The organism is Streptomyces sp. NPDC044719, assembly GCF_056433405.1.
Genome location: NZ_JBWKHE010000004.1, coordinates 388503 through 413653, shown reverse-complemented (window position 1 = coordinate 413653; position 25151 = coordinate 388503). Strand labels below are relative to the sequence as shown.

Below are 25151 nucleotides of genomic sequence, written 5' to 3'. Positions count from 1 at the left end.
GCGAGGCGGGGCCAGGGGCCTTCGCCACCCCGAGCAAGAGACCACCGCCCGCGCCCTCGACATCGTCGGTGTCCGCTCCGCGTCCGCGCGGCTGGGCTTCGACCGCTTCTGGCGCGATGGTCGGACCACCCTCCTTTCATCCTGCCCGTCTGACCCTGGTCGGCGGCAATTGTGAACGCCGTGCTTCACTCCCGTGTCGGGCAGTTCAGAAGATGAGACGCATGCGCAAGCGACATTGACGTGGCCGGTTTTCGCTGCAACTCTCTTGACTGTGAGCCATTCCGAGAAACTAGCCGCGCGCCTGCACGTCGACTTGCGACGCCAGGCCAGCGCCATCTGTGCCGTCGGCTTCTGAGCCCCGGACGGGCATCTCTCGCGCGCTCCATTTCATAGTCAACTGTCGCGTCATCCGCTGCTGCTGTAGACGCTGAACTCCTCGTAGCTCTTTCCGGCGAGGTCCCTCTTCCGCCGCCCGTCGCGGCTTCGCGTGCTGTCCTGTTCAAGAACCGCACGCGGTCCTGACCATGGGCGATTTCCCTATTCCGTTGAACAGGACCCTTTCATGGCCACTACGGCATCGTCCCGACGTCAATTCCTCTCGCTGCTCGGTCTTTCGGCGGTGGCCGTGAGCTGCGGAACGACCGCCGGAGCCACGTCCGGCAAGGGCGGAACCAAGACGCTCCGCTATCAGGGCTGGGCGGGCCAGGTCACTCTGCCGGAGCTGGCCGAGGACCTCGGCTATCTGGAGGACGTGAAGCTGGACTGGGTCGGCAACACCATCAGCGGGCCGCAGGACATCCAGTCCGCGGCGACCGGCCAGGTCGACTTCGGCGGCGCGTTCAACGGCGCGGTCGTCAAACTCGCCGCGAACAAGGCCCCCATCAAAGCCGTCATCAGCTACTACGGCGCCGACAAGTACGCCTACAACGGCTTCTACGTCCTCAAGGACAGCCCCATCCGCTCGGCCCGGGACCTCATCGGCAAGAAGATCGGGATGAACACCCTCGGAGCCCACTCCGAGGCCATGCTCGACATCTACCTCCAGCGGGGCGGCCTGTCACAGTCGGACATCGGCAAGGCAGAGCCCCTGGTCGTCCCACCGGTCAACACCGAGCAGACCCTTCGCCAGAAGCAGATCGACGTGGCCGTACTCGGCGGCCTCCTGCGCGACAAGGCCCTGGCCACCGGAGGCATCCGCCCGCTGTTCACCGACTACCAGCTGCTCGGCGCGTTCAGCGCCGGCACCTACGTGATGACCGACCGCTTCCTCAACCAGAACCCCGACACCGCGCGCGTCTTCGTCACCGGCGTCGGAAAGGCCATCGACTGGTCCCGCTCCACTCCCCGCGAGGAAGTCATCGCCCGGATGACCGACATCGTGAAAAAGCGCGGCCGCAACGAGGACCCCGCCCCGCTGAAGTACTGGCACTCCTTCGGCGTCGCCGAGAAGGCGGGCCGCATCACCGGCAAAGAACTCAAGCTGTGGGTCGACTGGCTGACCGAGCGCGGCGACATCAAAAAGAACCAGGTCACCTTGTCGGACCTCTACACCAATAAGTTCAACGCCAGCGGGAGCTGACCCCATGCCGGAATCCACCACACCCAAGATCGAATTCGAGAACGTAACGAAGGAATTCACCGTCAAGGACCGGAAGGGAACGCGGCAGACCACCCGTTTCACCGCCCTCGACGGAATCGACCTGCGGATAGCGGACGGCGAATTCGTCGTCCTCGTCGGTCCCAGCGGCTGCGGAAAGTCGACCCTGCTGGACCTGCTCGGCGGTCTCACCCGGCCCACCGGCGGACGCATCCTGCTCGACGGGCACCCCATCACCGGGCCCGGCCTCGACCGCGGCATCGTCTTCCAGCAGTACGCGCTGCTGCCCTGGCGCACCGCGCAGGGCAACGTCGAGTTCGGCCTGGAAGCCACCGGCGTCCCCCGACGCCAACGTGCCCGGCGTGCCCGGGAGTTCCTCGACCTCGTCGGCCTCACCGGCTTCGAGGACCGCCACCCGCACGAACTGTCCGGCGGGATGCGCCAGCGCGTGGCGATCGCCCGCAGCCTGGCCTACGACCCCGATGTGCTGCTGATGGACGAGCCGTTCGCCGCGCTGGACGCCCAGACCCGCGAGTCGCTCCAGGACGAGCTGCTGCGCATATGGCAGCGCACCGGAAAGACCGTCCTCTTCATCACGCACGGCATCGACGAGGCCGTCTACCTCGGACAGCGCGTCGCCGTCATGACGTCGAGGCCAGGTCGCATCAAGCGGATCGTGCCGGTGACCCTCGGCTCCCGGGACGCGACGGACGACCTGCGCTCCAGCCCCGAGTTCGCACACCACCGGCACGAGATCTGGTCACTGCTGCACGACGAGGTCGCCAGGGCCCAGCAATTGGAGAAGGAGGCGGCTGCCGTATGAGTTCGGCAACCGGCACGGTCACCGAGAAGAGCACCACGTCCGGCTCCACCGAACTCGCCTCGGTCCCCTCCCCCGGGACGTCGCCGCCGGACCCGCGCCGGGTTCCCGCCGCAACGGCCCGGGCCCGCCGGGCGGTGCGCCGACTGCCGGATCTGCTGGTGAGCGGAGCCACCAAGTCCGCTGCGATCGTGGCCCTGTTGCTGCTCTGGGAGACCGCGCCGCGCCTGGGGCTGGTCGACCGGACGTTCCTGCCGCCGTTCAGCGAGGTCGCCCGCGCCTGGTGGGAACTGGCAGCCGACGGTCAGCTCGCCGACAACGCCCGCGCCAGCCTGGTCCGCTCCTTCAGCGGATTCGGCCTCGCCGTCCTCGTCGCCGTGCCCCTCGGCCTGCTGATCGGCTGGTACCGGCCCGTGGCCGACCTCCTCGGCCCGCTGCTGGAGGTCTTCCGCAACACCGCCGCACTCGCCCTGCTGCCGGTCTTCGTGCTGCTCCTCGGCATCGGCGAGACCTCGAAGATCTCCATCGTGCTCTACGCGTGCACCTGGCCCATCCTCCTCAACACCATCAGCGCGGTCCGCGGCGTCGACCCCACTCTGCTGAAGCTGGCGAAGTCGATGGACCTGTCCGCGCCCAAACTGTTCCAGAAGGTCATCCTGCCCTCCGCCGTACCGGTCGTCTTCACCGGCATCCGGCTGGCCGGAGCAGTCTCCATCCTCGTGCTCGTCGCCGCCGAGATGATCGGCGCCAAGGCGGGCCTGGGATATCTGATCAACGCCTCGCAGTACAACTTCGCCATCCCGCAGATGTACGCGGGCATCGTCACCATCTCCGCCATCGGAGTGGCCTTCAACCAGCTCCTGGTCGCCGTGGAACGACGACTCAGCACCTGGCGCCTGCCGGCCGGCGGCTGACCTCGGCCCGCTCTCCTGCCCCACCGCCGTCCGGTCTGCCGCACTGCCCCGCTCGACTCCCGCCTCTCAGTCGCACGCTCCGATCCGAGGAACCTCATGACCGCGACCAGCCCCCGACGCCTGCACCTCAACGCCTTCCTGATGAACGCCGGCCACCACGACGCCGCCTGGCGCCACCCGCGTACCCAGCCCGAACGGGTCACCGAGCTGCGCTACTTCCAGCAGCTCGCCCGGACCGCCGAGCGCGGCCTGTTCGACTCCGTCTTCCTCGCCGACGGCCTCGCCCTGTGGGGGAAGGTCAGACACAACGCCCTCGGTGGCTTCGAACCACTCACGCTGCTGTCGGCCCTGGCGGCGGTCACCGACCACGTCGGCCTGATCGCCACCGTCTCCACCACCTTCAACGAGCCCTTTCACACCGCCCGCAAGTTCGCCTCCCTCGACCACATCAGCGGCGGCCGGGCCGGCTGGAACATCGTCACCTCCGGCACGGTGAACGAGGCCCGCAACTTCGGGCAGGACGAGCACCTGGAGCACGGGCTGCGCTACGACCGGGCGCGGGAGTTCGTCGAGGTGGCCACCAAACTGTGGGACAGCTGGGAGGACGACGCGATCCTGCTCGACCGGGAGCGCGGCGTCTACGCCGACACCGCCAAGGTGCGGGAGATCAACCACCGCGGGGAGTACTTCGGGGTGCAGGGCCCGCTGAACGTCCCCCGTACCCCCCAGGGTTACCCACTGCTGGTGCAGGCAGGCTCGTCGGAGGACGGCAAGGAGTTCGCCGCCCAGTACGCCGAGGCCGTCTTCACCGCCCAGCAGACCCTCGCCGACGGCCAGGCCTTCTACAAGGACCTCAAGTCACGGCTCGTCCGCCACGGCCGCACCGACGAACAACTGCTCGTGCTCCCGGGCATCGCCCCCGTCATCGGCTCGACGGAGGCCGAAGCCCGCGCGCTGGATAAGGAGCTGACGGAGCTGCAGGTGCCCGAGTACGGACTCGCCCAGCTGTCCGCGATGCTCGGCACCGATCTGACCGGGCTGCCGCTGGACGGGCCGCTGCCCGAGCTGCCCGGGGAGCGGGACATCAACGGCAACAAGAGCCGTTTCACGCTCGTCGCCGAACTCGCCCGCCGCGACGGACTCACCCTGCGCGAGCTCATCGCCCGACTCGGTGCGGGCCGTGGTCACCGGGTGTTCGCCGGCACCCCGGAGCAGGTGGCCGACCAGCTCGAGGAGTGGTTCACGCAGGGTGCCGCGGACGGATTCAACATCATGCCGCCCCATCTGCCGGGCGGCCTGGAGGACTTCGTCGATCACGTCGTACCGATCCTGCAGCGGCGCGGCCTGTTCCGCACCGAGTACACCGGCAGCACGCTGCGCCAGCACTACGGCCTGCCCCGCCCCGCCAACCGGCTGGTCGCAGCGGCCGCAGGAGAACTTCTCCGCCCATCACTTCCTGACACCACCCGCTGATGACCTCTCCCTGGTCACTTCCCGAAAGGAACACCCGCACATGACCACCAGCACCGGCTTCGACATCCGCAGGATCGGCGGCCGCATCGGCGCCGAGATCCTCGGCGTGGACCTCTCCGGCGACCTCGACCCCGCCCTCGTCACCGAGATCAACTCCGCCCTCCTGGAACACAAGGCCCTCGTCTTCCGCGACCAGAACCTCGACGACGCAGGCCAGCTCCGCTTCGCCTCCCTCTTCGGCGAACTCACCACCGCACACCCCACCGTGCCCTCCGTCGAAGGCCGGCCCCAGATCCTGCCCGTCGACGGCGACGAAGGCATCCGCGCCAACCAGTGGCACACGGACGTCACCTTCGTCCGCACACCCCCCAAGGCCTCCACCCTGCGCAGCATCGTGGTCCCGCCCTACGGCGGCAACACCCTCATCGCCAACTCGGCAGCCGCCTACCGGGACCTGCCCGAGCCGCTGCGCGAGCTGGCCGACAAGCTGTGGGCCGTCCACACCAACGACTACGACTACGCCGCCCCGAAGAACGACAAGGCCGCCGAACACCGCAAGCGGTTCGTCTCCCGCAAGTACCGCACCGCCCACCCCGTCGTCCGCGTCCACCCCGAAACCGGCGAACGCGGCCTCTTCATCGGCGGCTTCGCCCAGAGCATCGTCGGACTCAGCCCCTCCGACTCCCGCGACCTGCTGCGCCTCTTCCAGGCCTACGTCACCCGCCCCGAGAACATCGTGCGCGTCGCCTGGACGCCGGGCGACGTCGTCCTCTTCGACAACCGCATCACCCAGCACTACGCCCCCGACGACTACGGCGACCTCCCCCGCCTCCTCCACCGCGTCACCGTCGCCGGCGATGTCCCCACCGGCATCGACGGCACCCTCAGCCACGTCGTCGAGGGAGACGACGCCTCCCACTACACACCCACGGTCTCCTAAGAGGTGAGAGGGCCGTCTCCACCGTACGAACCACCTCTTGGGGTGGGCGCGGCCTTCTGCCACTCCCCCCGGCAATCAGACAGGAAAGCCAGGGAACAGAGGGGCGGCGATGCGAACGCTCAACCGCGCAGCACAGTCGCCGCCCCTTCGTCGAAGACGGACCTAACGCCGCTTGCTTCCGATGGTGACGACGCCCTTCGTCCTGGCGTTGGTCTTGTTGTCGTAGAGGACTTCGCCCGTGGACTTCTTCCAGATCTTGATGCGGAAGGTGTCCGGGCCATCGGTGGCGGTGATCCTGAAGGCGTAACCGCCCTTGCCGCCCACCGTGCCGGCGCCCTGGTAGACGGCCTGGGAGTCGTTCACCACGAGCCAGTCGGAGCCGGTCGAGCGGAAGGTGAGTCGGGCGGAGCCGAAGACGAACGTGGCCTTGCCGGTGGGGACAGTGGCTCCCTTCCGGTACTCGGCGCCCAGGGTGAACGCCGCCTTCCCGGTCAGCCCCGGCCCGGCCGGGTAGGCACCGGCGGGAGAGGTGATCGTGCCGACGCCCGCTGCGGGTCCGGCGGCACGGTCGTAGACGATCAGCTCCGCGAGCGTGGTGGAGTCCGTGCCCTCGTCGTCGTCGGTGACCGTGACGACCGGGCGGTGGATTCCCGCGTCGTCGTAGACGTGTGCGGCGCGACAGCCGGAGTCGTGGACCGTGCCGGTCGTCGGCGCGCTGCCGTCCTTCCAATCGACCGTGCAGGTGTGGCGGTCGGCCGTGCCCGGGTCGTCGAAGGAGGCCGTGACCACGGCGGGCTTGCCCGCCGGGAGGGGCGAGGCGGGGCCCTTGGCGGAGGTGATCGTCGGGGCGGCGTTGGAGACCTTGACGGTCGCCGTGTCGGTGCCGCGCCCGCCCGTCAGGGTGACCTGGAAGGTCCCGTCGTCGGTGCAGGTAAGGGTCGTCCGGGCCGCCGCTGGGTCCGTGACGGCGCACGGGGCGCCGCCCTGGACGGTCCACTTGGGGGTGCCCGCCCCGGAGACGGTGCCGGCGAGCGTGATCGCCTCGCCCTCGGCGCCTGTGGCGTCCGGCCCCGCGTGGACGACGGTGACCGGGTCGATGCCGCCGAGGGTGGGGACGACCTTCTTGATCAGGCCGTCGGTGTCGAACTCCAGCTTGTCGATGGTGGTTTCGCGGTGCGTGCCGTCACCGCCGGGGATGGCGAAGCGGTGGTAGGCGATGTACCAGTCGTCGGTGTTCGGGACGTGGACTACGGAGTGGTGGCCCGGACCCTTGATGCCGAGGGACAGGTCCTTCTCCAGGATCACGCCCTGCTTGGTCCAGGGGCCGGTGGGCGAGGGGCCGGTCGCGTAGGCGACGCGGTAGTTCTCGTCCCGGGTGTCGTTCTCCGACCACATGAAGTAGTAGGTGCCCTTGCGCTTGATGACGAAGGTGCCCTCGTTGTAGCCGCTCGGGGTGATGTCCGTGACCTGCGCGGTGTCGATGGAGGTCATGTCGTCGCCCAGCGGGACGACGTAGGCGCGGCCGTTGCCCCAGTAGAGGTACTTCTTGCCGTCGTCGTCGGTGAAGACCGCCGGGTCGATCATCTGGCCGCGGAAGTCACCGGCCTTCAGCAGCGGCTTCCCCAGGGCGTCCCTGAACGGCCCTGTGGGTGAGTCGGAGACGGCTACGCCGATGTTCGCGTCGGCGCAGAAGTAGAAGTAGTACTTCCCGTCCTTCTCCGTCATCGCCGGTGCCCAGGCCCTGCTGTCCGCCCAGCTGACGTCCGGCCCCAGGTCGAGGATGACGCCGTGGTCCTTCCAGTGGACCAGGTCCGTGGAGGAGTAGGCCTTGAACTGTGTGCCGCTCCAGCCCTCGAAGCCGTCGGTCGTCGGATAGATGTAGAAGGTGTCGCCGAAGCGCTCGATGTTCGGGTCGGCGTTCAGGCCCGGCAGGACCGGTGTCTTCATGATCAGCGCCGATACCTTCCAGGTGCGCTTCTTGCCGTCCGACCCGGTGACTTCGTACGTCACCGGCCGGGTGAAGTCGCGCACGCTGCCGGAGGCGGGGCTGATCGTCGCGCCCTCGGCGAGCGTGAACTCCGGTGCCAGGGCGGTGAGGTCCGTGCCCGCCTTCATGGGCAGGGTGATCGCGCCGGCCGCGTTGTCGACGAGCGCGTCGACCTTGAGCGCCGGATGCGTCACCTTGGCGATGCCCGCGGTGTTGCCGCTGAGTCGCATGACCTCGGTGCCCGTGAGGGCACGGTCGTAGACGCGGAAGTCGTCGACCTCGCCGCCGAAGTAGGGGTCGGCCGCATACAGGGAGCGGCCGATGTAGCCGCTGTGGTCCTTGGCCGCGTCGTACAGCTCGGACGGCTTGATGGTGGTCGTCGTACGGGCCGCCTCGACGCCGTCGGCGTAGAGGACCATCGTGCCGGTGGCGCCGTCCAGCGTCACGGTGACGTGCCGCCACTGCCCGGGCGTGAGCTGCGAGCCGGCCGTCAGCTTCGACTCCGCCGACCAACTCGCCTTGGTGATCGCCGAGTAGAGGCTGGAGCCGCCGTTGGAGGGCGTGGCGAACAGGTACTTGTCGCTGTCGGGGCCGAGCCCGAACAGCCACTGGAAGCTGCTGCCGCCCTTCCACTTGGCGTACGTCGACACGGTCACGCTCTCGGCGTTCTTCAGCACACCGTTCGGGATCTTCACGTACGGCGAGTTCGACGAGTCGCCGGACATCTTGAACGAGCCGCCCTCGACACCGGTGCCGAAGTCGGGTGTGCGGACGTAGGTGCCGTGGTAGCCGTGGCCGCTGGAGTCACGGACGATGCTGCCGCCGGTCTCGTCGAAGTCGTAGTGCAGCAGCAGGTCGGCCGGGATGTCCGGCCCCTCCTCGGACACGGTGACCGAGGCGCGGACCGGCACGGCCGTCCCGTCCGGCAGGCTCCCGGTGACGGTGAAGGTGCCCGCCTGGGCGTACTTCGACGCCGGGACGTCCTCCCAGGTGACCGCGACGGGACGCCTGGCGCCGTCGGCGTACTCGGCGATCACGGTGGCCGGCAGCACGGGCGCCTTGCCGACCCCGGTCTTCACGGAGACGTCCTCGACGCTCTTCACGATCTGGTCGGGCTGGTAGGCGCGCAGCAGCCGGTCGTACTCGGCCTGGGTGACCGGCAGCACGGTGCCGTGCCGGGGCTTGGCGGGCAGGTCGTAGCCGGTGGACGGGGTCCAGGTGCCCGAGTCGAGGTCGGTCGTCTCGAACGGGATGTAGCCGCGTCCACCGAACTCGTCGAGGAACGCGTACCACTTCTCCTCGGTGTTGGACTTGAACACCAGCGGCCCCTCGGCGGCGTTCATCGCGCCCTTGCCGATGCCCTCGGCTACCGGGGTCCAGGACGGGTTCAGGATCGAGTCGCTCTTCTCCTGGAAGATGAACTTGCTGTTGGGCGTGGAGGAGCTGTTGTTCCGCTCGTCCTTGGACAGGCGGTAGTACGTGCCGTCGTGCCGGATCATCGTGGAGTCGATGACCGAATAGCCGCGGTCGATCCAGACCTTGGGCTCGCTGAAGGTGTGGAAGTCGCGGGTGGTGGCGTACATCATGCGGTTGTACGTGTCGCCGGAATGGTCGGCGTTGTCGTACAGCTTCGACGCCCAGAAGACGACGTACTCTCCGCGCTCGGCGTCGTAGAACGCCTCCGGCGCCCAGGTGTTGCCCGCGCTGTCGGGTGAGACCTTGACCAGGCGCTGGTTCGTCCAGTGCACCAGGTCGGTGGACTCCCAGACCATGATGGACTTGCTGCCGGTGCGCTGGGATGCGTCCCAGTCGCCGTTGCCGTAGATCCTGAGGTCGGTGGCGATCTGGTAGAACTTGTCGCCCTCCGGGGAGCGGATGATGAACGGGTCGCGCAGGCCCTTCTCGCCGAGCGTGGAGGTGAGGACCGGCTTGCCGTCGTTCAGCTCACGCCAGTGCAGCGGGTCGTCGCCCTTGCTGAGGGCGGCGTAGAGCTGTTCGCCGTCCGAGGTGCCCTCGCCGGTGAAGTAGCTGAACATGTAGCCCTTGAGGGCCGCCTCGGCGGGCAGTTCGGGCACCTTGGCCGTCATGACGCGGGTGGCCTTCGCTTCGCCCTTGGTGACGGTGGCGGTCAGTTCGACGGTGGTGCCGCCGTCGCCGTGCGCGGGACGGTGGACCTCGCCGCCCGCGGAGACGACGTCCGGCTTCGCGGAGGACCAGGTGACGGTCGTGCCGTACGTGCCGCTCTCGGGCAGGGTGAGGTTGCCGCGGGCGTCGTCGAGGTTGTGGACCGTGAGGGCCTCGGCGGCCTCCCGGGTGGCGGCGGCGTCGTCGAGCGCGGGCCGGACCGTGACGTCGAAGGCCTTGGTGCCGGTCACGGTGCCCCTCTTCAGGGTCGCCGTGAGCGTGGCGCGGCCGTCCGGTGAACCGGCCTCGGGGCGGGTCACCTTGCCGGTGTCCGACACCACGGACGGGTTGTCGCTGGCCCAGGTGATGGCGGAGCCACCGGCCGTGCCGGTCCTGGGCAGGTCGAGGTCGGAGGTGACGCCGCTGGTGTCACCGAGGCTCAGTGCGTCCTTGTCGTCGGCGACGCCCTGGGTGGCGACGGGGAGGGAGAGCTGCTCGACCTCCGAGCCGTCCAGTGCCCGGTCGTACACCCGGAAGTCGCGTATCCGGCCCTTGAAGAGCTTGTCGCCGTCGTAGACGGACTTGCCGATGTAGTTGGCCGTAGTGGTGCCGGAGCCGATGGCGCCGGGCGTGGTGGTGACCGAGGTGTTGCGGCCGACCTCGACGCCGTCCTCGTAGAGCACGCCCGTGGAGCCGGTCTGGGCGTAGGTGATGTGCTTCCACACGCCGCGGGTGAGGTTGTGGGAGTCGGACGGCTTGGTGGTCTGCTCGGTAGACCAGTTGCCCGTCGCGACGGAGGTGCGGAAGGAGTTTCCGGTGGTGAAGAGGTAGCCGTTGCCGCTGCCCGCGCTGGTGTTGCCGAAGCCGTAGAGGAAGTAGGGCGTGCTCTGGGCGGGGTCGATCAGCACGTCCATGGAGACGCTGATCGAGTCCATGCCCTTCATGACGTCGTCCGGCACCTTGATGTAGGTGTCGGACCCGTTGAAGGCGAGCCCCTGACCGGATGCCGACCAGTCGGCGGTGCCGCTGACCGTGCCGTTGCGGCCGTTGCCGGAGGCGTCGGTCACGGTGCCGCCGGGGCCTGCGTCGAGCTTGTACCAAAGGGCCAGGCCGTCGGTGATGTCCGCGGCTTCGGCCGCCGGTGCCGCCGGTTCCGCTTGCGCGGGAGCGGCGGGTCCGGTGAGGGTGAGCAGCATCGACGCGGCGGCCAGTCCGGCGAGATGGCCCGCCCAACGTCTCGCGCGGTGGTGAGGTCGTGCGCATCGTACGACGTGCGTCATGTCGAGGTTCCCTGCTGAGGCATGGCTGATGACGGGCAAGGCGGAACGCGGAAACGAGGAACCGACGAGGCGACGGCGAGCTCTTGCCGTGGGCCTGCCGTTACACGCGGGGGACGTGTGTTGCGAGAGTCTCAGCCGACGCCCAGGGCAGCGTCAATAGGTTTCGAACAATGTCCGGCGGGTCGAACGCATTCGTCCCGCGCGCGGTGGCGCTAGAACATGGTGTTGTCGTTCTTGGAGGTGGGCGGGATGACCTGGAGGACGTCCCAGTGTTCGACGATCTTGCCGCCCGCATCGAAGCGGAAGATGTCGATGCCCGCGTACTCCTCTTCGGGCCAGATCTGGTGGCAGTGCAGGATGACGTGGTCGCCCTCGGCGAAGGCGCGCTTGAATTCGACGCGCTTGCCGGGATACTCGGCGGCCATGCGTTCGAAGTAGTCGATGAACGCCTGCTTGCCGTCGGCGACGTGCGGGTTGTGCTGGATGTAGGTGTCACCGACGAACTGGTCGATGGCCTCCGCCGGGCGGCACTGGTTGAACATCAGGTGGTAGAACGCTTTGGCCGTGGCCTTGTTCTTCTCCGGGTCCCTCATGGTTCCTCCGTCGGGTCGGGCGCCGGGTGCGGCGCGATGAGTGCGTCAGAACAGGCCGTTGGAGTGCGGGAGTTCGGCGGGCACGGGGACTACGACGTCCCAGTGCTCCACGATCTTGCCGCCCTGGACGCGGAAGAGGTCGTAGTAGGCGACGGGCACGCCGAATTCGCCCTCCGACTGGAGCAGGACGAAGTCGCCCTCGGCGATGACCTTGTGGACGGTCTTGTAGACGAGGTTCTTGCCCTGCTCGGCCCACTTCGCGGCGGCGGCGCCGAAGCCGTCGAGGCCGTCGGCCGCCTCCGGGTTGTGCTGGTGGTAGGTCTCCGTCGAGATGTAGTCGGTCAGTACCGAGTAGTCGGCGCCCTTGAGGACCTTCTCGGCGAACTCCGCCACCAGGGCGCGGTTGGCGTCGGTCTTGTCCAGGTCGGCCGGCTCGGTGGGGCCGTCGGTCTGGGAGCGGCCGGAGGCGGTGTCCTCGACCAGCGGGGTCAGGGCGTCCCAGTGCTCGGCGAGCCTGCCGTCGGCGTCGACGCGGAAAATGTCGAAGGCGACCAGCGGGTCGGGGCCGAAGCCGTGGTACGTGCCGTGCAGGGCGACCAGGTCGCCGTCGGCGATCACACGGGCACCCTCGTACCGGAAGCCCTCCGGCAGGCCGGTGACCAGCCCGCGCAGGGCCTCGGGGCCGTCGGCGGCCAGGGCGCTGTGCTGGCGGTAGTCGGCAGCGATCCAGCGGTCCACCGCGCTCGGGTCCTGCTCTCCGAACAGCTCGGCGGCTGCGGTCAGGACGGTGTTCTTGGCGTTGCTCATGGCGCTTCTCCCTTACTGCTTTCCGACACCGGATCGACTCCGAGCGGACTGACACCTTCAAGCTATGGGAGATGAACAGGCCGGATCGGATACGCTGGCGACTCGCTATGGTCAAAAAGCGACACGATGCCGATCGCGGCATCCCGGAGATCCCCTTCGCCGCGCCCGCCGGCACCCCGGCCGGCGTGGAGGTGCTGTCCCTCGCCGACCTGCGCCACCGGGTCCCCGCAGAGCGGCTCGCGGCCCCTCAACGCCCGGACTTCCACCACCTGATCACCCTCACCGGCGGGGCCCTGGGGCACACCGTCGACTTCACCGCCTACGCCCTCGAACCGGGTTCCTGGCTCTGGGTACGCCCCGGGCAGGTCCAGCAATGGGGGGATCTCACCGACGCCGAGGGCACCTTGATCCTGTTCCGTCAGGACTTCCTCGACCCGGCCACCGCGCACGGCGCTCGCGCGGAAGACCCGTACGGGCCGGTCCTGCGACGCCCCCTGCCCGACGACGCAGCGGCTCTGCGACTGGCCGCCGACCATCTCGCCACCGAGTTCCACGCCCTCGGACACCTGCCCCTCGAGATCCACACCGCGGCCCTGCGCCATCTGCTGGCGGTCCTCGTCCTGCGCCTGGCGCACCTCACCGCGCCCGCCGGTGGTCCCGCCCCCGAACCCGACGCCACGTATCAGCGCTTCCGCGATGCCGTGGAGAAGGACTTCGCGCGCACCCGCCGAGTGGAGGACTACGCCGAGACGCTCGGCTACTCGGCCCGCACCCTCTCCCGCGCCACACTCACCGCCATCGGTCTGGGCGCCAAGGAATTCATCGACCGCCGCGTCGTCCTGGAGGCCAAGCGCCTCCTCGCCCACAGCGACCAGAGCGCGGCCCGCATCGCGGATCGCCTGGGATTCTCCAGTGCGACACACTTCAGCAAGTTCTTCCACCACCGCACCGGCCATACCCCGATCGCATTCCGCGACACGGTTCGCGGGTACACCGCGAAGTGAAAAGCGGCCCATGGAATCGGGCGATTGATTCCTCTCGGCGGCGCGAGATGGTTGCCCTGTCTACAACCTCGTTCTTGGATACCGTGGTTCTCAGGAAAGAACTTCACCACCGGGATTCACACGACTCGTGGATTCATCATGTTCAACCGCCGAGGAGCAAGCGAAGGGGGACTGAACTCCTCACTGCCCGCTCCCCGGTGGGTGGCATGGTGGGTGTGGAGCGGTTTGGGGACCGTCGGGATGATCGGTCTGCTGATGTGGGCCGGCGAAGATCATCCAGCCTGGAATGACAGTGCGTGGGACTGGGCCTGGGGGTGGGTGCAGACGATCGCCGGATGGATGGCGCAGATCTGCGGCGGCCTCGGCAGGGTCTTCGATCACAGCGGCGGCCTCTCGCTGGGAGAACGGCTTGGGTTCTTCGCCGCCATCCTGCTCCTCTTCTACTTCTACTGGAGGGCGACGCGAGCGTGGCTGGCGTACAAACCAGGCCCCGTCGACGTGCAGCAACTCACTGACTCGACACCGCCCCTGGGGGCGAACAAACCCTCCGTCGAGGACCTGACCGCCGAGTTTCGGCGACAACTGTCCGAGAGCAGCATGTACGCGCCGACAACGCTGCCCGCCGAGGCACCGCCGATGAGCTTTCTGGAACTGCTCGGCGACGTCGAGATCGACCCCAAGAAGCTGGGTGCCGTTCTGCCGCGCCTGCTCAGCCGGCTTCGCCCGAAGTTGGCCTATCGGGTCAGCGGGGTGCTCCGGTACCGGGACGAAGAGCCGGAACGCTACGGCATGACCGTCACCGTCATGGCGTTCGTCTTCGGCGGCTCACGCGCGTTGACCGTATGGGGAAAGGACTGGGACGAGGTCATCCGCAAAGCCGGATACTGTGTGATCAGCTCGCTGTTGCCCGTGACCCGCGCCGGCAGGCAGCCGCCCTGGCGAAAATGGTGGGGACGGGAGCTGAATCCAGCGCTGTACGCGTCCTATCAGAAGGCGAACGAGTTCAGCCGGGCAGGCCACTATCACGAGGCCTTGGAACAGTACTACGAAGCGATCAAGCTCGATCCTGTGAATTCATACCTGCGAGCGGAGCTGGCTGAGGTTCAGGAGAAGATGGGCCTGCACATCGATGCGCTCGATACCTGCCAAAGGGCTCTCACCCTCGACGGACAGACCGCGCACGAGTATGACAAACGCCTGTGGCAAAGCGGTGGGAACCTGCACTGGCGCCGATTCCGCTACCTCCGGCACCCTCGAAAATACCGCGACGTGCTCGGCCTGCGCTACCGGAACACCATCATTCTGGGAATCTCTGAGAAGATAGCAGAGCAGTGGTACGAGCGCATTGGTGCGAATGGTGAGGACACACACAAGGATCTCATACCGATTCTCGTGAACCGTTACTGGCCGGTGGCCATCGAATTGGCAGATATCGACCCCTTGCACCAAGAACAGGCGGAGCTCCCGGACAACGAAGAAAAGGCCAGAGATTGGATCGAGGCTGTACTGTCGCGGACGCGGCCGCCTGACAGCAAAGACCGCGATACGCCGGATATGAATCTGAGGCGTATCCGTCTGACCTTCCAGAAAGCCGCTACGCAAGAGACAGACCGTCTCGCCGCCGATGACCTATGGGCTCGCTTGGCCGGGCTCTATGCACCCGAGTGGGTGTGGATTCTTATGCGGTCCTTCTGGCCCTTCTCCTATGTCCAAAGCGCGCGCGTTCCACTGCAACCGGTAACCCGGGGAGCATTTCAGGTCAACCGGAAGGTGTGGGCAGAACTGCGGTTGACCTGGGCCACCGAGTGCTTCAACAACTGCCGCCCGGCCCGGAACCGCGCCGATGCCACGAAACTCCGCAAACAGATCAATACGGCCCGGGGGCGAATCCCCCTATGTCCCGTGTGGCGCCGTCGCGACTGGTTGACGCTTTACAACAGCGCCTGTGTATATGCCGTAGCGATGATGAAAGAGGCCACCACGAAAAAGCTCAGCGACGAGCTTGCCCGCTGTGCGGTGACGACGCTGGAGAAAGCGATCCTGGTCTCGAAAGGTAAGTTCGCGTCGGTGGAGCAGGCATGGCTGATCAATGAGGACCCCGATCTGGCAATGCTCCAGGGGCACAGATACTTCAAGAGGTTCAGAGATACCGCCTACCCGTCCCCGGAAGTCTCCAAGAAATCTGTTCCGAGCAACATCGAGCAGATGAGGGCTTACGACTACCGGCTGGTCGAGGAAACCGCCAAGGTGATGCAGGAGGTGTGGCTCCGACGGAGCAAGGAGGAGGTCTTCGATATTTATGAGGTGACCGAGTGGCTGCGAGTCGAACGCGTCATCTGGAATCGGATTCATGAGGTCGCCGCCGCTGGCCACATATGGAGTTGGCGCTACCGCGTGGATCTCATACGCTCGGTCCAGGGCAATAGCGATCCGGTCCTGTGCGGCACCGCAGGTTTTCCTCCTTCCGTACTCGTGGACGAGGCCCCGGACGGCCACCGGGCCTTCAAGGAAATCGATGCTCGGCTGAAGAAAGTGATGAAGGAGACTGAGAGGGCGCAGGCTCCCGACTCACGTAGCCTGCAATGGCAACAGTTCCTCAGCCAGACCACAGCGACGCCTGAAGCCTCACTCAGCCCGAGCACCTATCACGATCTGTCGTCCGGATATGCGGCGACGTGGCAGACGCTCCGCGACTGGCTGGTAGGGGAGCCCAAGGACCAAGACGGTGAACAGTCGTTCGTCGCCGCTGTGGAGAGGTTCCCCGAGCCGAACGGACAGTCGTGAACGAGCCCTGGCCGGCCTGACCTCCGCCGCGCATGGGGGCGGGACCTCCTGACGGGGTCCCGCCGAGGCCTCCCCGGAGTTACCCCGCGACCGGGGACTCCGCGATGCAACCACCCGCGGTCACCAGGCCCTTGGCGCTCTGCTCCTCGATGACCTTGCCCTTGTAGGTGATCTTGCAGACGACCTGGGCCCCTTCGAGGTCCGTGGCGACCGGCATGACCGCCGCGGGCATGATGCCGCGCAGCTTGACCGTCTTCGTCCAGGGCAGCTTGGGCTTCGACACCGACTCGATCTTCGGCGCCGTGGCCTTGCCACCGCCGCCGTGAAACTCGATCGAGTCCACGTTCTTCCCCGTCACCTCGTAGGTGACCTCGTACGTCTCGTCCACGGCTTTGTCGACCTGGTCGACCGCCTCGGAACAGGAACTGAGGCCGAGCGCGAGCCCGGCGACGGCGACGGAACAGACGGCCGCGCGGATGGTGCGGTGCATGAGGATCCCCCCGGATCATGATGGTCGAGCCCGCAGCCAACCGCAAAGGGAAAGTAAAGTCAAACTGATATACGACCCAACGAATTGACTTCAGAAGCGCTGTCAATTGTTCGGTCCCGAAAGGCGGGGCATGCTGCCCGAATGCCCTTGCAGACGATCCCTCCGCTCTCCCGCCGCACCCTGCTGCGCGCACTCGGCTCCGGCGCGGTGCTCGGCGGACTCGCCGGGTGCGGTGTGCCGGCCGCGTACGTGCGCCCCGGTGACCGCGCCGCGGCCGATCTCTCCGCCACCGATCGACGGCTGATCTGGGCGAACTGGCCGTTGTACATCGACACCGACGACGAGAACCAGGCGCGGCGGCCGACCCTGGAGAGCTTCGAGCGGCGCACGGGCGTGTCGGTGGACTACGTCGAGGAGATCAACGACAACGACGAGTTCTTCGGCAAGATCAGCCCCGCGCTGATGAACCATCAATCCAGCGGGCGCGATCTGATCGTCATCAGTGACTGGATGTGCGCGCGGTTCGTGCGGCTCGGCTGGGTCCAGGAGATGGACCGGGCGCGGCAGCCGAACGTCACCAAGTATCTGGACCCGCAGTTGCGTTCGCCGGACTTCGATCCCGGCCGTAGGTGCACCGTGCCGTGGCAGTCCGGGATCACCGGGATCGCGTACAACCGGCGCAGGGCCGGCCGGGAGATACGGCAGGTCTCCGATCTGTGGGCGAGCGACCTGAAGGGCCGGGTCACCCTGCTGTCCGGCCTGGACGAGGCGTTCGCGCTGCTGATGCAAGGCAACGGCGTCGACATCACCCGGTGGACGGCCGACGACTTCGAGGAGGTCTGCGACCAGGTGGAGGAGCAGGTGAGTCGGGGACAGATCCGGCGCTTCACCGGCAACGACTACATCAAGGACCTGTCGAGCGGGGACGTCCTGGCCTGTCAGGCGTACTCGGGCGATGTGATCCAGCTCCAGGCGGACGACCCGGACATCGAGTTCGTCGTCCCCGAAGGGGGCGCCGAGTTGTGGGCCGAGTCGCTGATGGTCCCCAACCTCGCCCGCCACAAGGCGAATGCCGAGCGGCTGATCGACTACTACTACGACCCCGAGGTCGCCGCCGAACTCGCCGCCTGGGTCAATTACGTCTGCCCGGTCCCGGCCGCCCAGGACGTCCTCGCCTCCGCCAAGGACAAGGAGACGGCCGCCCTCGCCGAGAACCCCCTGATCTTCCCGGACACGGAGCTGCGCGGCCGGCTGGCCGTCGCGCGTGACATCACGTCGGCGGAGCGGGTGGAGTTCGGGAAGCGGTGGAACGGGATCGTGGGGTTGTAGGGCGTGCCTGCCCGAGTGCGAGGGGGTGGGCGGCCCCTTCCGCCTCAGCCGATCAGGGCACATCGACTTCCCGGGCAGGGCCGTTGGGGCCGGAGACGGCGCCGAGCTGGGACAGACCGTCGAGGATGTCGGTGCAGGTCCAGTATTCGACGAACCGGCCGTCCTGGACGCGCAGGATGTCGTTGCCGCTGAAGGAGATCTTCGTGCCGATGGGGGCGGTGGCCTGAGGGATGCCCCCGGTGTAGGCGGCGCGCATGGTCCAGCGGGCGGAGAGCAGGTCGCCGTCGACGATCGGACCCAGGTCGACGGTGATGGTGATGTCGCCGAAGGCGGCCATCGTCTGCTCGATCTCGGGCAGCAGGCGCTCGGGGCCGGTGGTGGCCTCGGAGTCGCTGCCGTCGGGACGTGCCTGGTGGACGACGAATCCGGGGTCGAGGATCTCCTCGGCGTGGCTGAGGTCGCCGCGCCACATCTCGCTCCAGCGGCCGTAGAGGGCGCGCAGTCGCTCGGGGGTGTGGGTGGTGGTCATGAGTTCTCCCAGGGGTCGTGCTACAAAGGACCTGCACCACACATTATCTGCGTGACGCAGAGATTAGTACGGCACAAGGGTGATTCCATGTCAAACCGAACCCGTGGGGGGCTGGTCGCGGCGGTCACCGCGACGGCCCGGCGCCACCATGCCGCCTACACGCTGTTCAACCAGGCCATGGCCGAACACCTGGGCCTGCACCCCACCGACCTGCAGTGCGTGAGCCTGCTCGCCCTGGAACCCGGCCCTCGCACCACGGGGCAGATCGCGGAGCTGACCGGGCTGACCTCCGGATCAGCCACCCGTCTGGTCGACCGCCTCCAGAAGGCCGGACTCGCCGAGCGCCATCCCGACGCTCACGACCGGCGCAAGATGCTCGTCTCCCTCACCAGGGGACGCACCCCCGAGATCGAGGCCGCCTGGGACACCCCTGGGAAGGCCTTCGACCAAGCCCTGGACGACTTCACCGACGACGAACTCACCGTCATCGAGCGGTATCTGCGACGCACCACCGACGTCGGCACCGAACAGACCGCTCGCCTGCGCACCGGCTGACCCTACTCACGCCGGGGTGGTGGCTTTGAGCCAGTCCTCGACGGCGAGGACGTCTGCCCACTGCGGGAACAGCTTCTCGGCGAGCATCGTGTGCACCTCGGGGTCGGTGTCGAGGCAGGCATCCGCCAGGACGGTGAGGCCGAAGTCCAGGTCGATGGCGTGCCACAGAGTGGACAGCACCACGGCGCTGGTGGCGATGCCGGTGAGAACAAGGCTGTCGATATCTCGAGCCCTGAGCACCAGGTCGAGGTCGCTGCCCGAGAACGCGCTCCCCCGCCCCTTGGTCACCACCACGTCGCCCTGCTGGGGGGCGACGTCGTCATGGATCTCGGTGCCGGGAGCACCCTCGGTGAACAGGCCGGCCCGCAGGACGTTCGCCATCACCCTGCTGCGGGGGCTGACTTCCGGGTCGCCCGGCCGTAACCCCATCACCACGTAGATCACGGGGATCCCGGCGGCCCGGGCACCGTCGATCGCCCTGCGCAGACGCGGCAGATATCCAGAACCGTCGTTGTCGGCGATGGCCACGACGTCCCGTTGAACATCCATCACCAGAAGTGCGCTGCTCGCCATGCTCGCCGTTCCTCCTTCGCTGGGAAACAAGGGCAAGTCTGCTGGATCTGCCGAGCCGCGGTGGAGGATCGGATGCAGGTCCTCGCGGTCACGCGGAGGCTGACCGGCGAGCCAGTTCGTAGGCGAAGTCGACCGTTTCGGTGAGGCGGTCGTCGGCCGTATGGCGGCCGAGTCCGGCCATGAGGTCGGCGTCGAACTCGGAGGCACGATCGGCGAGCACCGGATGTGGCCGGCGAGTTCGGGAACCGTCCAGTGGTGCTCGACCGAGAACTCGTGGCGTCCGGCGACGTCGAACCCGGCACGGGACAGTACTTCGTGGTCTGGGTCCCGCTGCCGTGCCCGGTCCCAACCGGGCGGGACGCGGCCGGAAGCACCGAGGGTGTCCTGCCACGAACGCAGGAGCCTGTCGAGCGCCTGCTGCCAGTCCCGGGGCCCGGCCCATGGCGAGGTCGACCAGCACAACGCGAGGCAGCCGCCGGGCTTGAGCCAGGTGTGGGCGCGCTGGGCCACCGGGGAGCGGTTCAGCCGGTGAAAGGCATTGCCGATGACGATCAGCTCGAAGCGTCCGAAGGTTGTCCGACGTCCCGCCGCAGCCGGATCACGTCGTGGCCGGACCCGAGTCGTCTGTCGACAAGGCCTGTTCCGCCCAGATGGTTTTCCCGCGGCGCGCGTGGCGGGTGCCCCACCTTCGGCTGAGCTGGGCGACCAGGAGCAGGCCGCGGCCGCCTTCGTCGTAGGTGAGGGCTCGGCGGAGGTGCGGTGCGGTGCTGCTGGTGTCGGACACCTCGCAGATCAGGTGGCGGTCCAGGATAAGGCGCAGTTCGATGGGGGGCTCGGCGTAGCGGATGGCGTTGGTGATCAGTTCGCTGACGACGAGTTCGGTTACGAACGCGTCCTCCTCCAGATTCCACTCCTGCAACTGCCGGGTGACGCTGCGTCGGATCCGGGCGACCTCGGACGGTTCAGGTGGTACGTCCCAGGTGGCCACATGGCCCGAGTCCAGGGCCTTCGTCCGGGCCAGCAGCAGCGCCACATCGTCGGCCGCTCGGTCCGGGAGCAGCGCCTGCAGCACGTCGTCGCAGGTGCTCTCCAGCGAGGATCCCGCTCGGGCCAGCGTCTTGAGCAGGTCGTCGACCCCCTGGTCGATGTCGCGCCCGCGCGCCTCGACGAGACCGTCGGTGTACAGCGCGAGCAGGCTGCCTTCGGGCAGCTCGATCTCGGTCGCCTCGAAGGGCAGGCCGCCCAGCCCCAGTGGCGGCCCGGCCGGAAGGTCGAGCAGAAACGGTTCGCTGCCGGGGATGAGCAGCGCCGGCGCCGGATGGCCGGCGCGTGCCACGCAGCAGCGCCGGCTGACCGGGTCGTAGACGGCGTAGAGACAGGTGGCGCCGATCTCGGCGGCGCTGCCGGGCGCGTCGTCCTCGCCCTCGGCCGAGAGCCGGTCCACCAGATCGTCCAGGTGCGTCATGAGTTCGTCGGGCGGGAGGTCGACGTCCGCCAGGGTGCGCACGGTCGCGCGCAGCCGTGCCATGGAGGCCGAGGCCTGGATCCCGTGCCCCACGACGTCGCCGACGACCAGGCCCACCCGGGCGCCGGAGAGCGGGATGACGTCGAACCAGTCGCCGCCCACCCCGGCCTGCGCGCTGGCCGGCAGATAGCGCGAGGCGGTCTCGACCGCGGGCTGCCGGGGATGTCCCTGCGGCAGCAGGCTGCTCTGCAGGGTCAGCGCGGTGGTGCGCTCCCGGGTGAAGCGGCGGGCGTTGTCGATGCTCAGCGCGGCCCGGGCGGTGATCTCCTGCCCCAGAAGCAGGTCGTCCTCCGTGTAGGGTTCCGGATTCCGGTGCCGGGTGAAGGTGGCCACGCCGAGCGTGATGCCGCGGGCCCGCATCGGCACCGCCAGGACCGAGTGGAAACCGAAGCGCCGGACCCGTTCCGCCCGCTCCGGGGCCTGGCTCTCCCACCTGGCCACCCCGGCCGGGGTCACCTCATGGATCTGGGGCTGTCCCGAGACGAGGACCTCGGCCGCCGGTGACACGTTCGGGTAGACCGCGACCGTACCCAGCGCCACCACGGCTTCGGGGCAGCCCGGAAGCACCGACTGGTTGGCCACCCGGCGCAGCATGACCTCACTGGGCAGGGTCATGGCGCGCAGCTCCTGGTCGTCCTCGATGTCGGGGAGCAGGTCCACGGTGACGAAGTCCGCCAACGCCCCGACCGCGACGTCGGCCATCTCCTGGGCGGTCTGGGTCAGGTCGAGGGTGGTGCCGATACGGACCCCGGCCTCGGCGACCAGGGCGAGGCGCTGCCGGGCCAGATGCTCCTCGGTCATGTTGTGGGCGGACAGGAGGACGCCCTGGATCATGCCGTCGGGGTCGTACACCGGCGCCAGCGTCACCGACCACAGACTCTCCCGCCGGTCGCCGGACAGTTGCAGGACGGCCCGCCGGTGCTGTCGTTCGCCGGTCGCCAGGACCCGTCGCATCAGGTGCTCGGTGCGGTCGCTCTCCGCGTCGAGGACGATCTCCGACACCCGTAGCCCGCGCATCTCGGCCTCGGTAAGCCCCATCACGCGTTCCATGTCCGCGTTGGCCCGCAGCAGCCGCAGCCGTGTGTCGTAGAGCGCAGTGGTGCACGGGGACTGGGTAAGTGACCACCCGAGCAGACCGTCCTCGTCGATCTCCGTGCGGGAGCGGGCGACCGGCGAGACGAGAAGCCACTCATGGCCGCCGCCGTCGCCGGAGGGGCCCCGCTCACGGCGGTGGGCCAGCAGACTCACCCGGACGAGGCTGCCGTCCCTGTGGCGGAGGTTCACCGAGCCGTTCCACCGGCGTAGTCCCGTGATGGCACGCAGCGTCTCGGTGAGCGGCTCGCCGGCGAGCAGAACGGTCGCGGAGCGGCCCGTGACCTCCGGTGCCCGGTACCCGAGCAGCCGTCGTGCGCCTTCGCTCCACCCGGTCAGCCTGCCGTGGGCGTCCACGACCGCCCTGGCCGTTGCCGCCTCGCCGTCGGACTGCACCGGATCCGTCCCCGGCTGGTCCCCGGTGGTTCCCGGTTGCGTCATCGCGCCATCCTGCCCAAAGCAGCACCGGCCCCTGATCGCTATGCACGGCATGAGTGCAAACCAGGATAATTGAGTATTCATCCGTGGTCACCAGCTCAGCGGCTCTCCGCGCGCACCGCCGCAATGTCGATCATGTGGCTCGGGGAAGCCCTAAGGGACTGTAAGGACTTGGCTCCCGCCATTGAGCGGCCCTGTTCGCGCCGTCGACTCTGTGTGCTTCCGGGCCGCAGACAAGGGAGTTCCGATGGCCACACAGACCACCGCCGAGCGTGCGCGGAAACCACGCCGCGACGAACGCAGGGTCGTCAGCAACATCGTGCGCGGATCGATCGGCAATCTGATCGAGTGGTACGACTGGTACGCGTACACCGCCTTCAGCGTCTATTTCGCGTCCGTCTTCTTCCCCTCCGGCGACCAGACCGCCCAGCTGCTGAACACCGCCGCGGTGTTCGCCGTCGGCTTCCTGATGCGGCCGATCGGCGGCTGGGTCCTGGGCCGCTACGCCGACCGCCGTGGCCGCCGCGCGGCGCTGACGCTGTCGGTGACGCTGATGGCCGCCGGTTCGCTGATCGTCGCGCTGACCCCGTCGTACGGCGCGATCGGGGTGGCCGCGCCGGTCCTCCTGGTCCTGGCCCGGTTGTTGCAGGGGCTGTCGGTGGGAGGTGAGTACTCGACCTCCGCCACCTATATGTCCGAGGTGGCCACGCCCGGCCGCCGCGGCTACTACTCGAGCTTCCAGTACGTCACTCTCATCGCAGGCCAGCTGACGGCGCTCGGTCTGCAGATCGTGCTGCAGCAGGTGCTCAGCCCCGAGCAGATGGATTCCTGGGGCTGGCGGATCGCGTTCGTCGTCGGCGCCGCGGGGGCCGTGATCGTGCTGTGGCTGCGGCGCGGCATGGACGAGTCCGAGAGCTTCGAGCGCGCCGCGTCGGAGGGCGAGAAGGAGCAGGGCGGCCCGGCCCGCGGCAGCCTGCGGCTGCTGCTGTCCTACCCGCGCCAGTGCCTGGTCGTCGTGGGGCTGACCATGGGCGGCACGCTGTTCTTCTACACGTACACGACCTACCTGCAGAAGTTCATGGTCAACACCAGCGGCATCGCCAAGCCGACGGCAGCCTGGATCAACTTCTTCGCGCTGCTCGTGTTCGTCCTGCTCCAGCCGGTGATGGGCCTGCTCTCCGACCGGGTGGGACGGCGTCCCCTGCTGATCGCGTTCGGGGCGCTGGGCACCGTGGTGGTGGTGCCCTCGCTCACCCTGCTGTCGCACACCAGCGACCCCGTGTACGCGTTCCTGCTGATGGTCGGGCCGCTGGCCGTCAGCTCCCTGTACACCTCGATCAGCGCGGTGGTGAAGGCGGAGCTGTTCCCGACCTCGATCCGGGCGCTCGGCGTCGGTCTGCCGTACGCGCTGACGGTGGCCGTGTTCGGCGGTACCGCCGAGTACATCGCCCTCTGGTTCAAGAAGGCCGGACACGAGAACTGGTACTTCTACTACGTGACCGCCTGTGTCCTGATCTCGCTGCTCGTCTACATTCGGATGCGCGAGACCTCCGAAGCGTCGCCGCTGGACGAGGACGTTTCCCGGTCTCGCGACTGACGAGGCGGGAGAGGAGGCGACCGTGCGGGTGCTGCTGGCCGAGGACGACGACGGTGTGGCGGGCGCGCTGACCGAGGCCCTGTACGACAACGGCCACGCGCCGGCCAGGGTCAAGCGCGGCGAGGACGTCCTCGCCCGCCACCGGCAGGCGGACCTGCTGCTGCTCGACCTCGGTCTGCCCGACCTGGACGGTCTGGAAGTGCTGCGCAAGCTGCGCTCGGTCAGCCCCCTGCCGGTGGTGGTGCTCACCGCGCGGGGGGACGAACGCTCGGTGGTGCGCGGCCTGCGGCTGGGCGCCGACGACTACCTGGTCAAGCCGGTCCGGCTGGCCGAGCTGCTGGCCCGTATCGAGGCGGTCGCCCGGCGGGTGGGGGCGTCCTCGGCTCCGGCCACGCGCATGGTGCGGGCCGGGGACGTCGAGGTCGATCTGGACGCCCGCCGGGTGCTGGTCGGTGGCGCGGAGGTGCGGCTGACCACCAAGGAGTTCGAGGTCCTCGCCGCGCTGGCGGCCCGGGCCGGCACGGCGGTCAGCCGCCAGCAGCTGATGGACGAGGTGTGGGGCGACGCCTTCCTCGCCGTGTCCCGCTCGCTCGACGTGCACCTCACCCAGGTGCGGGCCAAGCTCGGCCGCCCCGAGGTGCTGACCACCATCCGCGGCTTCGGCTACCGCTTCGGCGACTGAGCCGGTTCTCACGGCAGG

General features: G+C 68.3%; 19 protein-coding genes and 1 pseudogene. 12 read left to right on the top strand and 8 right to left on the bottom strand.

The genetic code is table 11. From position 1 onward, the window contains the following. Positions 1 to 34: 34 nt before the first annotated feature. The 6 genes and pseudogenes from AC07DF_RS17905 to AC07DF_RS17880 all read left to right on the top strand — a co-directional run. Positions 35 to 136 (top strand): annotated as a pseudogene (locus AC07DF_RS17905) (acyl-CoA dehydrogenase family protein); the annotation flags it as partial. Between the two features lie 426 nt (positions 137 to 562). Next, entirely contained in the window at positions 563 to 1579 is a 1017-nt protein-coding gene (locus tag AC07DF_RS17900) for an ABC transporter substrate-binding protein (protein WP_478971709.1), read from the top strand. 4 nt (positions 1580 to 1583) lie between these two features. Beyond that, complete coding sequence (locus AC07DF_RS17895; RefSeq protein ID WP_478971707.1) at positions 1584 to 2420, top strand: ABC transporter ATP-binding protein; 837 nt, start codon at positions 1584 to 1586, stop codon at positions 2418 to 2420. Next, positions 2417 to 3331, top strand: coding sequence for an ABC transporter permease (locus AC07DF_RS17890; RefSeq protein ID WP_478971705.1), 915 nt, complete (start codon positions 2417 to 2419; stop codon positions 3329 to 3331). The genes AC07DF_RS17895 and AC07DF_RS17890 overlap by 4 nt, the downstream gene beginning before the upstream one ends. Before the next feature lie 96 nt (positions 3332 to 3427). After that, the gene (locus tag AC07DF_RS17885) at positions 3428 to 4804 is read left to right on the top strand and encodes an LLM class flavin-dependent oxidoreductase (RefSeq protein WP_478971703.1); all 1377 of its coding nucleotides are present in this window, start codon (positions 3428 to 3430) and stop codon (positions 4802 to 4804) included. Between the two features lie 40 nt (positions 4805 to 4844). Next, complete coding sequence (locus tag AC07DF_RS17880) at positions 4845 to 5744, top strand: TauD/TfdA dioxygenase family protein (protein WP_478971701.1); 900 nt, start codon at positions 4845 to 4847, stop codon at positions 5742 to 5744. 162 nt (positions 5745 to 5906) lie between these two features. On the opposite strand, the gene AC07DF_RS17875 is transcribed toward AC07DF_RS17880, so the two are convergent. The 3 genes from AC07DF_RS17875 to AC07DF_RS17865 all read right to left on the bottom strand — a co-directional run bounded on the left by AC07DF_RS17875 (position 5907) and on the right by AC07DF_RS17865 (position 12535). Beyond that, positions 5907 to 11135 carry a family 43 glycosylhydrolase gene (locus AC07DF_RS17875; protein WP_478971699.1) on the bottom strand — a complete coding sequence of 1743 codons (5229 nt, stop codon included), beginning with the start codon at positions 11133 to 11135 and terminating at the stop codon, positions 5907 to 5909. Positions 11136 to 11347: 212 nt separating this feature from the next. Next, on the bottom strand, positions 11348 to 11728 hold the full coding sequence (locus AC07DF_RS17870; protein WP_382587040.1) for a nuclear transport factor 2 family protein: 381 nt from the start codon (positions 11726 to 11728) through the stop codon (positions 11348 to 11350). Positions 11729 to 11773: 45 nt separating this feature from the next. Beyond that, positions 11774 to 12535, bottom strand: a complete 762-nt coding sequence (locus AC07DF_RS17865) for a nuclear transport factor 2 family protein (protein WP_478971697.1) — start codon at positions 12533 to 12535, stop codon at positions 11774 to 11776. A 107-nt stretch (positions 12536 to 12642) separates the two neighbouring features. Between AC07DF_RS17865 and AC07DF_RS17860 the strand changes: the two genes are divergently transcribed. Next, a complete protein-coding gene (locus AC07DF_RS17860) occupies positions 12643 to 13539 on the top strand; it encodes a helix-turn-helix transcriptional regulator (protein ID WP_478971695.1) in 897 nt (298 codons plus the stop codon). A 240-nt stretch (positions 13540 to 13779) separates the two neighbouring features. After that, on the top strand, positions 13780 to 16323 hold the full coding sequence (locus tag AC07DF_RS17855) for a tetratricopeptide repeat protein (protein WP_478971693.1): 2544 nt from the start codon (positions 13780 to 13782) through the stop codon (positions 16321 to 16323). A 79-nt stretch (positions 16324 to 16402) separates the two neighbouring features. Here AC07DF_RS17855 and AC07DF_RS17850 read toward each other — a convergent pair whose 3' ends face one another. Beyond that, positions 16403 to 16813, bottom strand: coding sequence for an MmpS family transport accessory protein (locus AC07DF_RS17850; RefSeq protein WP_478971691.1), 411 nt, complete (start codon positions 16811 to 16813; stop codon positions 16403 to 16405). A gap of 141 nt (positions 16814 to 16954) precedes the next feature. Between AC07DF_RS17850 and AC07DF_RS17845 the strand changes: the two genes are divergently transcribed. Beyond that, positions 16955 to 18142 carry a polyamine ABC transporter substrate-binding protein gene (locus AC07DF_RS17845; RefSeq protein ID WP_478971689.1) on the top strand — a complete coding sequence of 396 codons (1188 nt, stop codon included), beginning with the start codon at positions 16955 to 16957 and terminating at the stop codon, positions 18140 to 18142. Positions 18143 to 18194: 52 nt separating this feature from the next. Here AC07DF_RS17845 and AC07DF_RS17840 read toward each other — a convergent pair whose 3' ends face one another. After that, positions 18195 to 18671 (bottom strand): ester cyclase, encoded by a 477-nt coding sequence (locus AC07DF_RS17840; RefSeq protein ID WP_478971687.1) that lies wholly within the window; start codon positions 18669 to 18671, stop codon positions 18195 to 18197. Between the two features lie 87 nt (positions 18672 to 18758). Between AC07DF_RS17840 and AC07DF_RS17835 the strand changes: the two genes are divergently transcribed. Then, positions 18759 to 19226, top strand: a complete 468-nt coding sequence (locus AC07DF_RS17835) for a MarR family winged helix-turn-helix transcriptional regulator (RefSeq protein WP_478971685.1) — start codon at positions 18759 to 18761, stop codon at positions 19224 to 19226. A 6-nt stretch (positions 19227 to 19232) separates the two neighbouring features. On the opposite strand, the gene AC07DF_RS17830 is transcribed toward AC07DF_RS17835, so the two are convergent. From AC07DF_RS17830 to AC07DF_RS17820, 3 genes are all read right to left on the bottom strand, one after another. Beyond that, a complete protein-coding gene (locus AC07DF_RS17830) occupies positions 19233 to 19799 on the bottom strand; it encodes a cysteine hydrolase family protein (RefSeq protein WP_478971683.1) in 567 nt (188 codons plus the stop codon). A gap of 88 nt (positions 19800 to 19887) precedes the next feature. After that, a complete protein-coding gene (locus AC07DF_RS17825) occupies positions 19888 to 20019 on the bottom strand; it encodes a hypothetical protein (protein ID WP_478971681.1) in 132 nt (43 codons plus the stop codon). 378 nt (positions 20020 to 20397) lie between these two features. Further along, a complete protein-coding gene (locus AC07DF_RS17820) occupies positions 20398 to 22857 on the bottom strand; it encodes a SpoIIE family protein phosphatase (protein ID WP_478971679.1) in 2460 nt (819 codons plus the stop codon). A 244-nt stretch (positions 22858 to 23101) separates the two neighbouring features. Here AC07DF_RS17820 and AC07DF_RS17815 point away from each other — a divergent pair, with 244 nt between their 5' ends. Together AC07DF_RS17815 and AC07DF_RS17810 are read left to right on the top strand one after the other, a co-directional pair. Next, the gene (locus tag AC07DF_RS17815; protein ID WP_478971677.1) at positions 23102 to 24451 is read left to right on the top strand and encodes an MFS transporter; all 1350 of its coding nucleotides are present in this window, start codon (positions 23102 to 23104) and stop codon (positions 24449 to 24451) included. 22 nt (positions 24452 to 24473) lie between these two features. Continuing rightward, a complete protein-coding gene (locus AC07DF_RS17810; protein ID WP_478971675.1) occupies positions 24474 to 25133 on the top strand; it encodes a response regulator transcription factor in 660 nt (219 codons plus the stop codon). Positions 25134 to 25151 lie beyond the last annotated feature (18 nt).

Coding starts and splice junctions, on each gene's coding strand:
- AC07DF_RS17890 (WP_478971705.1), top strand. CDS start 2,417: ATGAGTTCGGCAACCGGCACGGTCACCGAGAAGAGCACCACGTCCGGC.
- AC07DF_RS17830 (WP_478971683.1), bottom strand. CDS start 19,799: ATGGCGAGCAGCGCACTTCTGGTGATGGATGTTCAACGGGACGTCGTG.
- AC07DF_RS17850 (WP_478971691.1), bottom strand. CDS start 16,813: ATGCACCGCACCATCCGCGCGGCCGTCTGTTCCGTCGCCGTCGCCGGG.
- AC07DF_RS17875 (WP_478971699.1), bottom strand. CDS start 11,135: ATGACGCACGTCGTACGATGCGCACGACCTCACCACCGCGCGAGACGT.
- AC07DF_RS17865 (WP_478971697.1), bottom strand. CDS start 12,535: ATGAGCAACGCCAAGAACACCGTCCTGACCGCAGCCGCCGAGCTGTTC.
- AC07DF_RS17860 (WP_478971695.1), top strand. CDS start 12,643: ATGGTCAAAAAGCGACACGATGCCGATCGCGGCATCCCGGAGATCCCC.
- AC07DF_RS17845 (WP_478971689.1), top strand. CDS start 16,955: ATGCCCTTGCAGACGATCCCTCCGCTCTCCCGCCGCACCCTGCTGCGC.
- AC07DF_RS17855 (WP_478971693.1), top strand. CDS start 13,780: ATGATCGGTCTGCTGATGTGGGCCGGCGAAGATCATCCAGCCTGGAAT.
- AC07DF_RS17895 (WP_478971707.1), top strand. CDS start 1,584: ATGCCGGAATCCACCACACCCAAGATCGAATTCGAGAACGTAACGAAG.
- AC07DF_RS17880 (WP_478971701.1), top strand. CDS start 4,845: ATGACCACCAGCACCGGCTTCGACATCCGCAGGATCGGCGGCCGCATC.
- AC07DF_RS17840 (WP_478971687.1), bottom strand. CDS start 18,671: ATGACCACCACCCACACCCCCGAGCGACTGCGCGCCCTCTACGGCCGC.
- AC07DF_RS17815 (WP_478971677.1), top strand. CDS start 23,102: ATGGCCACACAGACCACCGCCGAGCGTGCGCGGAAACCACGCCGCGAC.
- AC07DF_RS17820 (WP_478971679.1), bottom strand. CDS start 22,857: ATGACGCAACCGGGAACCACCGGGGACCAGCCGGGGACGGATCCGGTG.
- AC07DF_RS17870 (WP_382587040.1), bottom strand. CDS start 11,728: ATGAGGGACCCGGAGAAGAACAAGGCCACGGCCAAAGCGTTCTACCAC.
- AC07DF_RS17900 (WP_478971709.1), top strand. CDS start 563: ATGGCCACTACGGCATCGTCCCGACGTCAATTCCTCTCGCTGCTCGGT.
- AC07DF_RS17885 (WP_478971703.1), top strand. CDS start 3,428: ATGACCGCGACCAGCCCCCGACGCCTGCACCTCAACGCCTTCCTGATG.
- AC07DF_RS17835 (WP_478971685.1), top strand. CDS start 18,759: ATGTCAAACCGAACCCGTGGGGGGCTGGTCGCGGCGGTCACCGCGACG.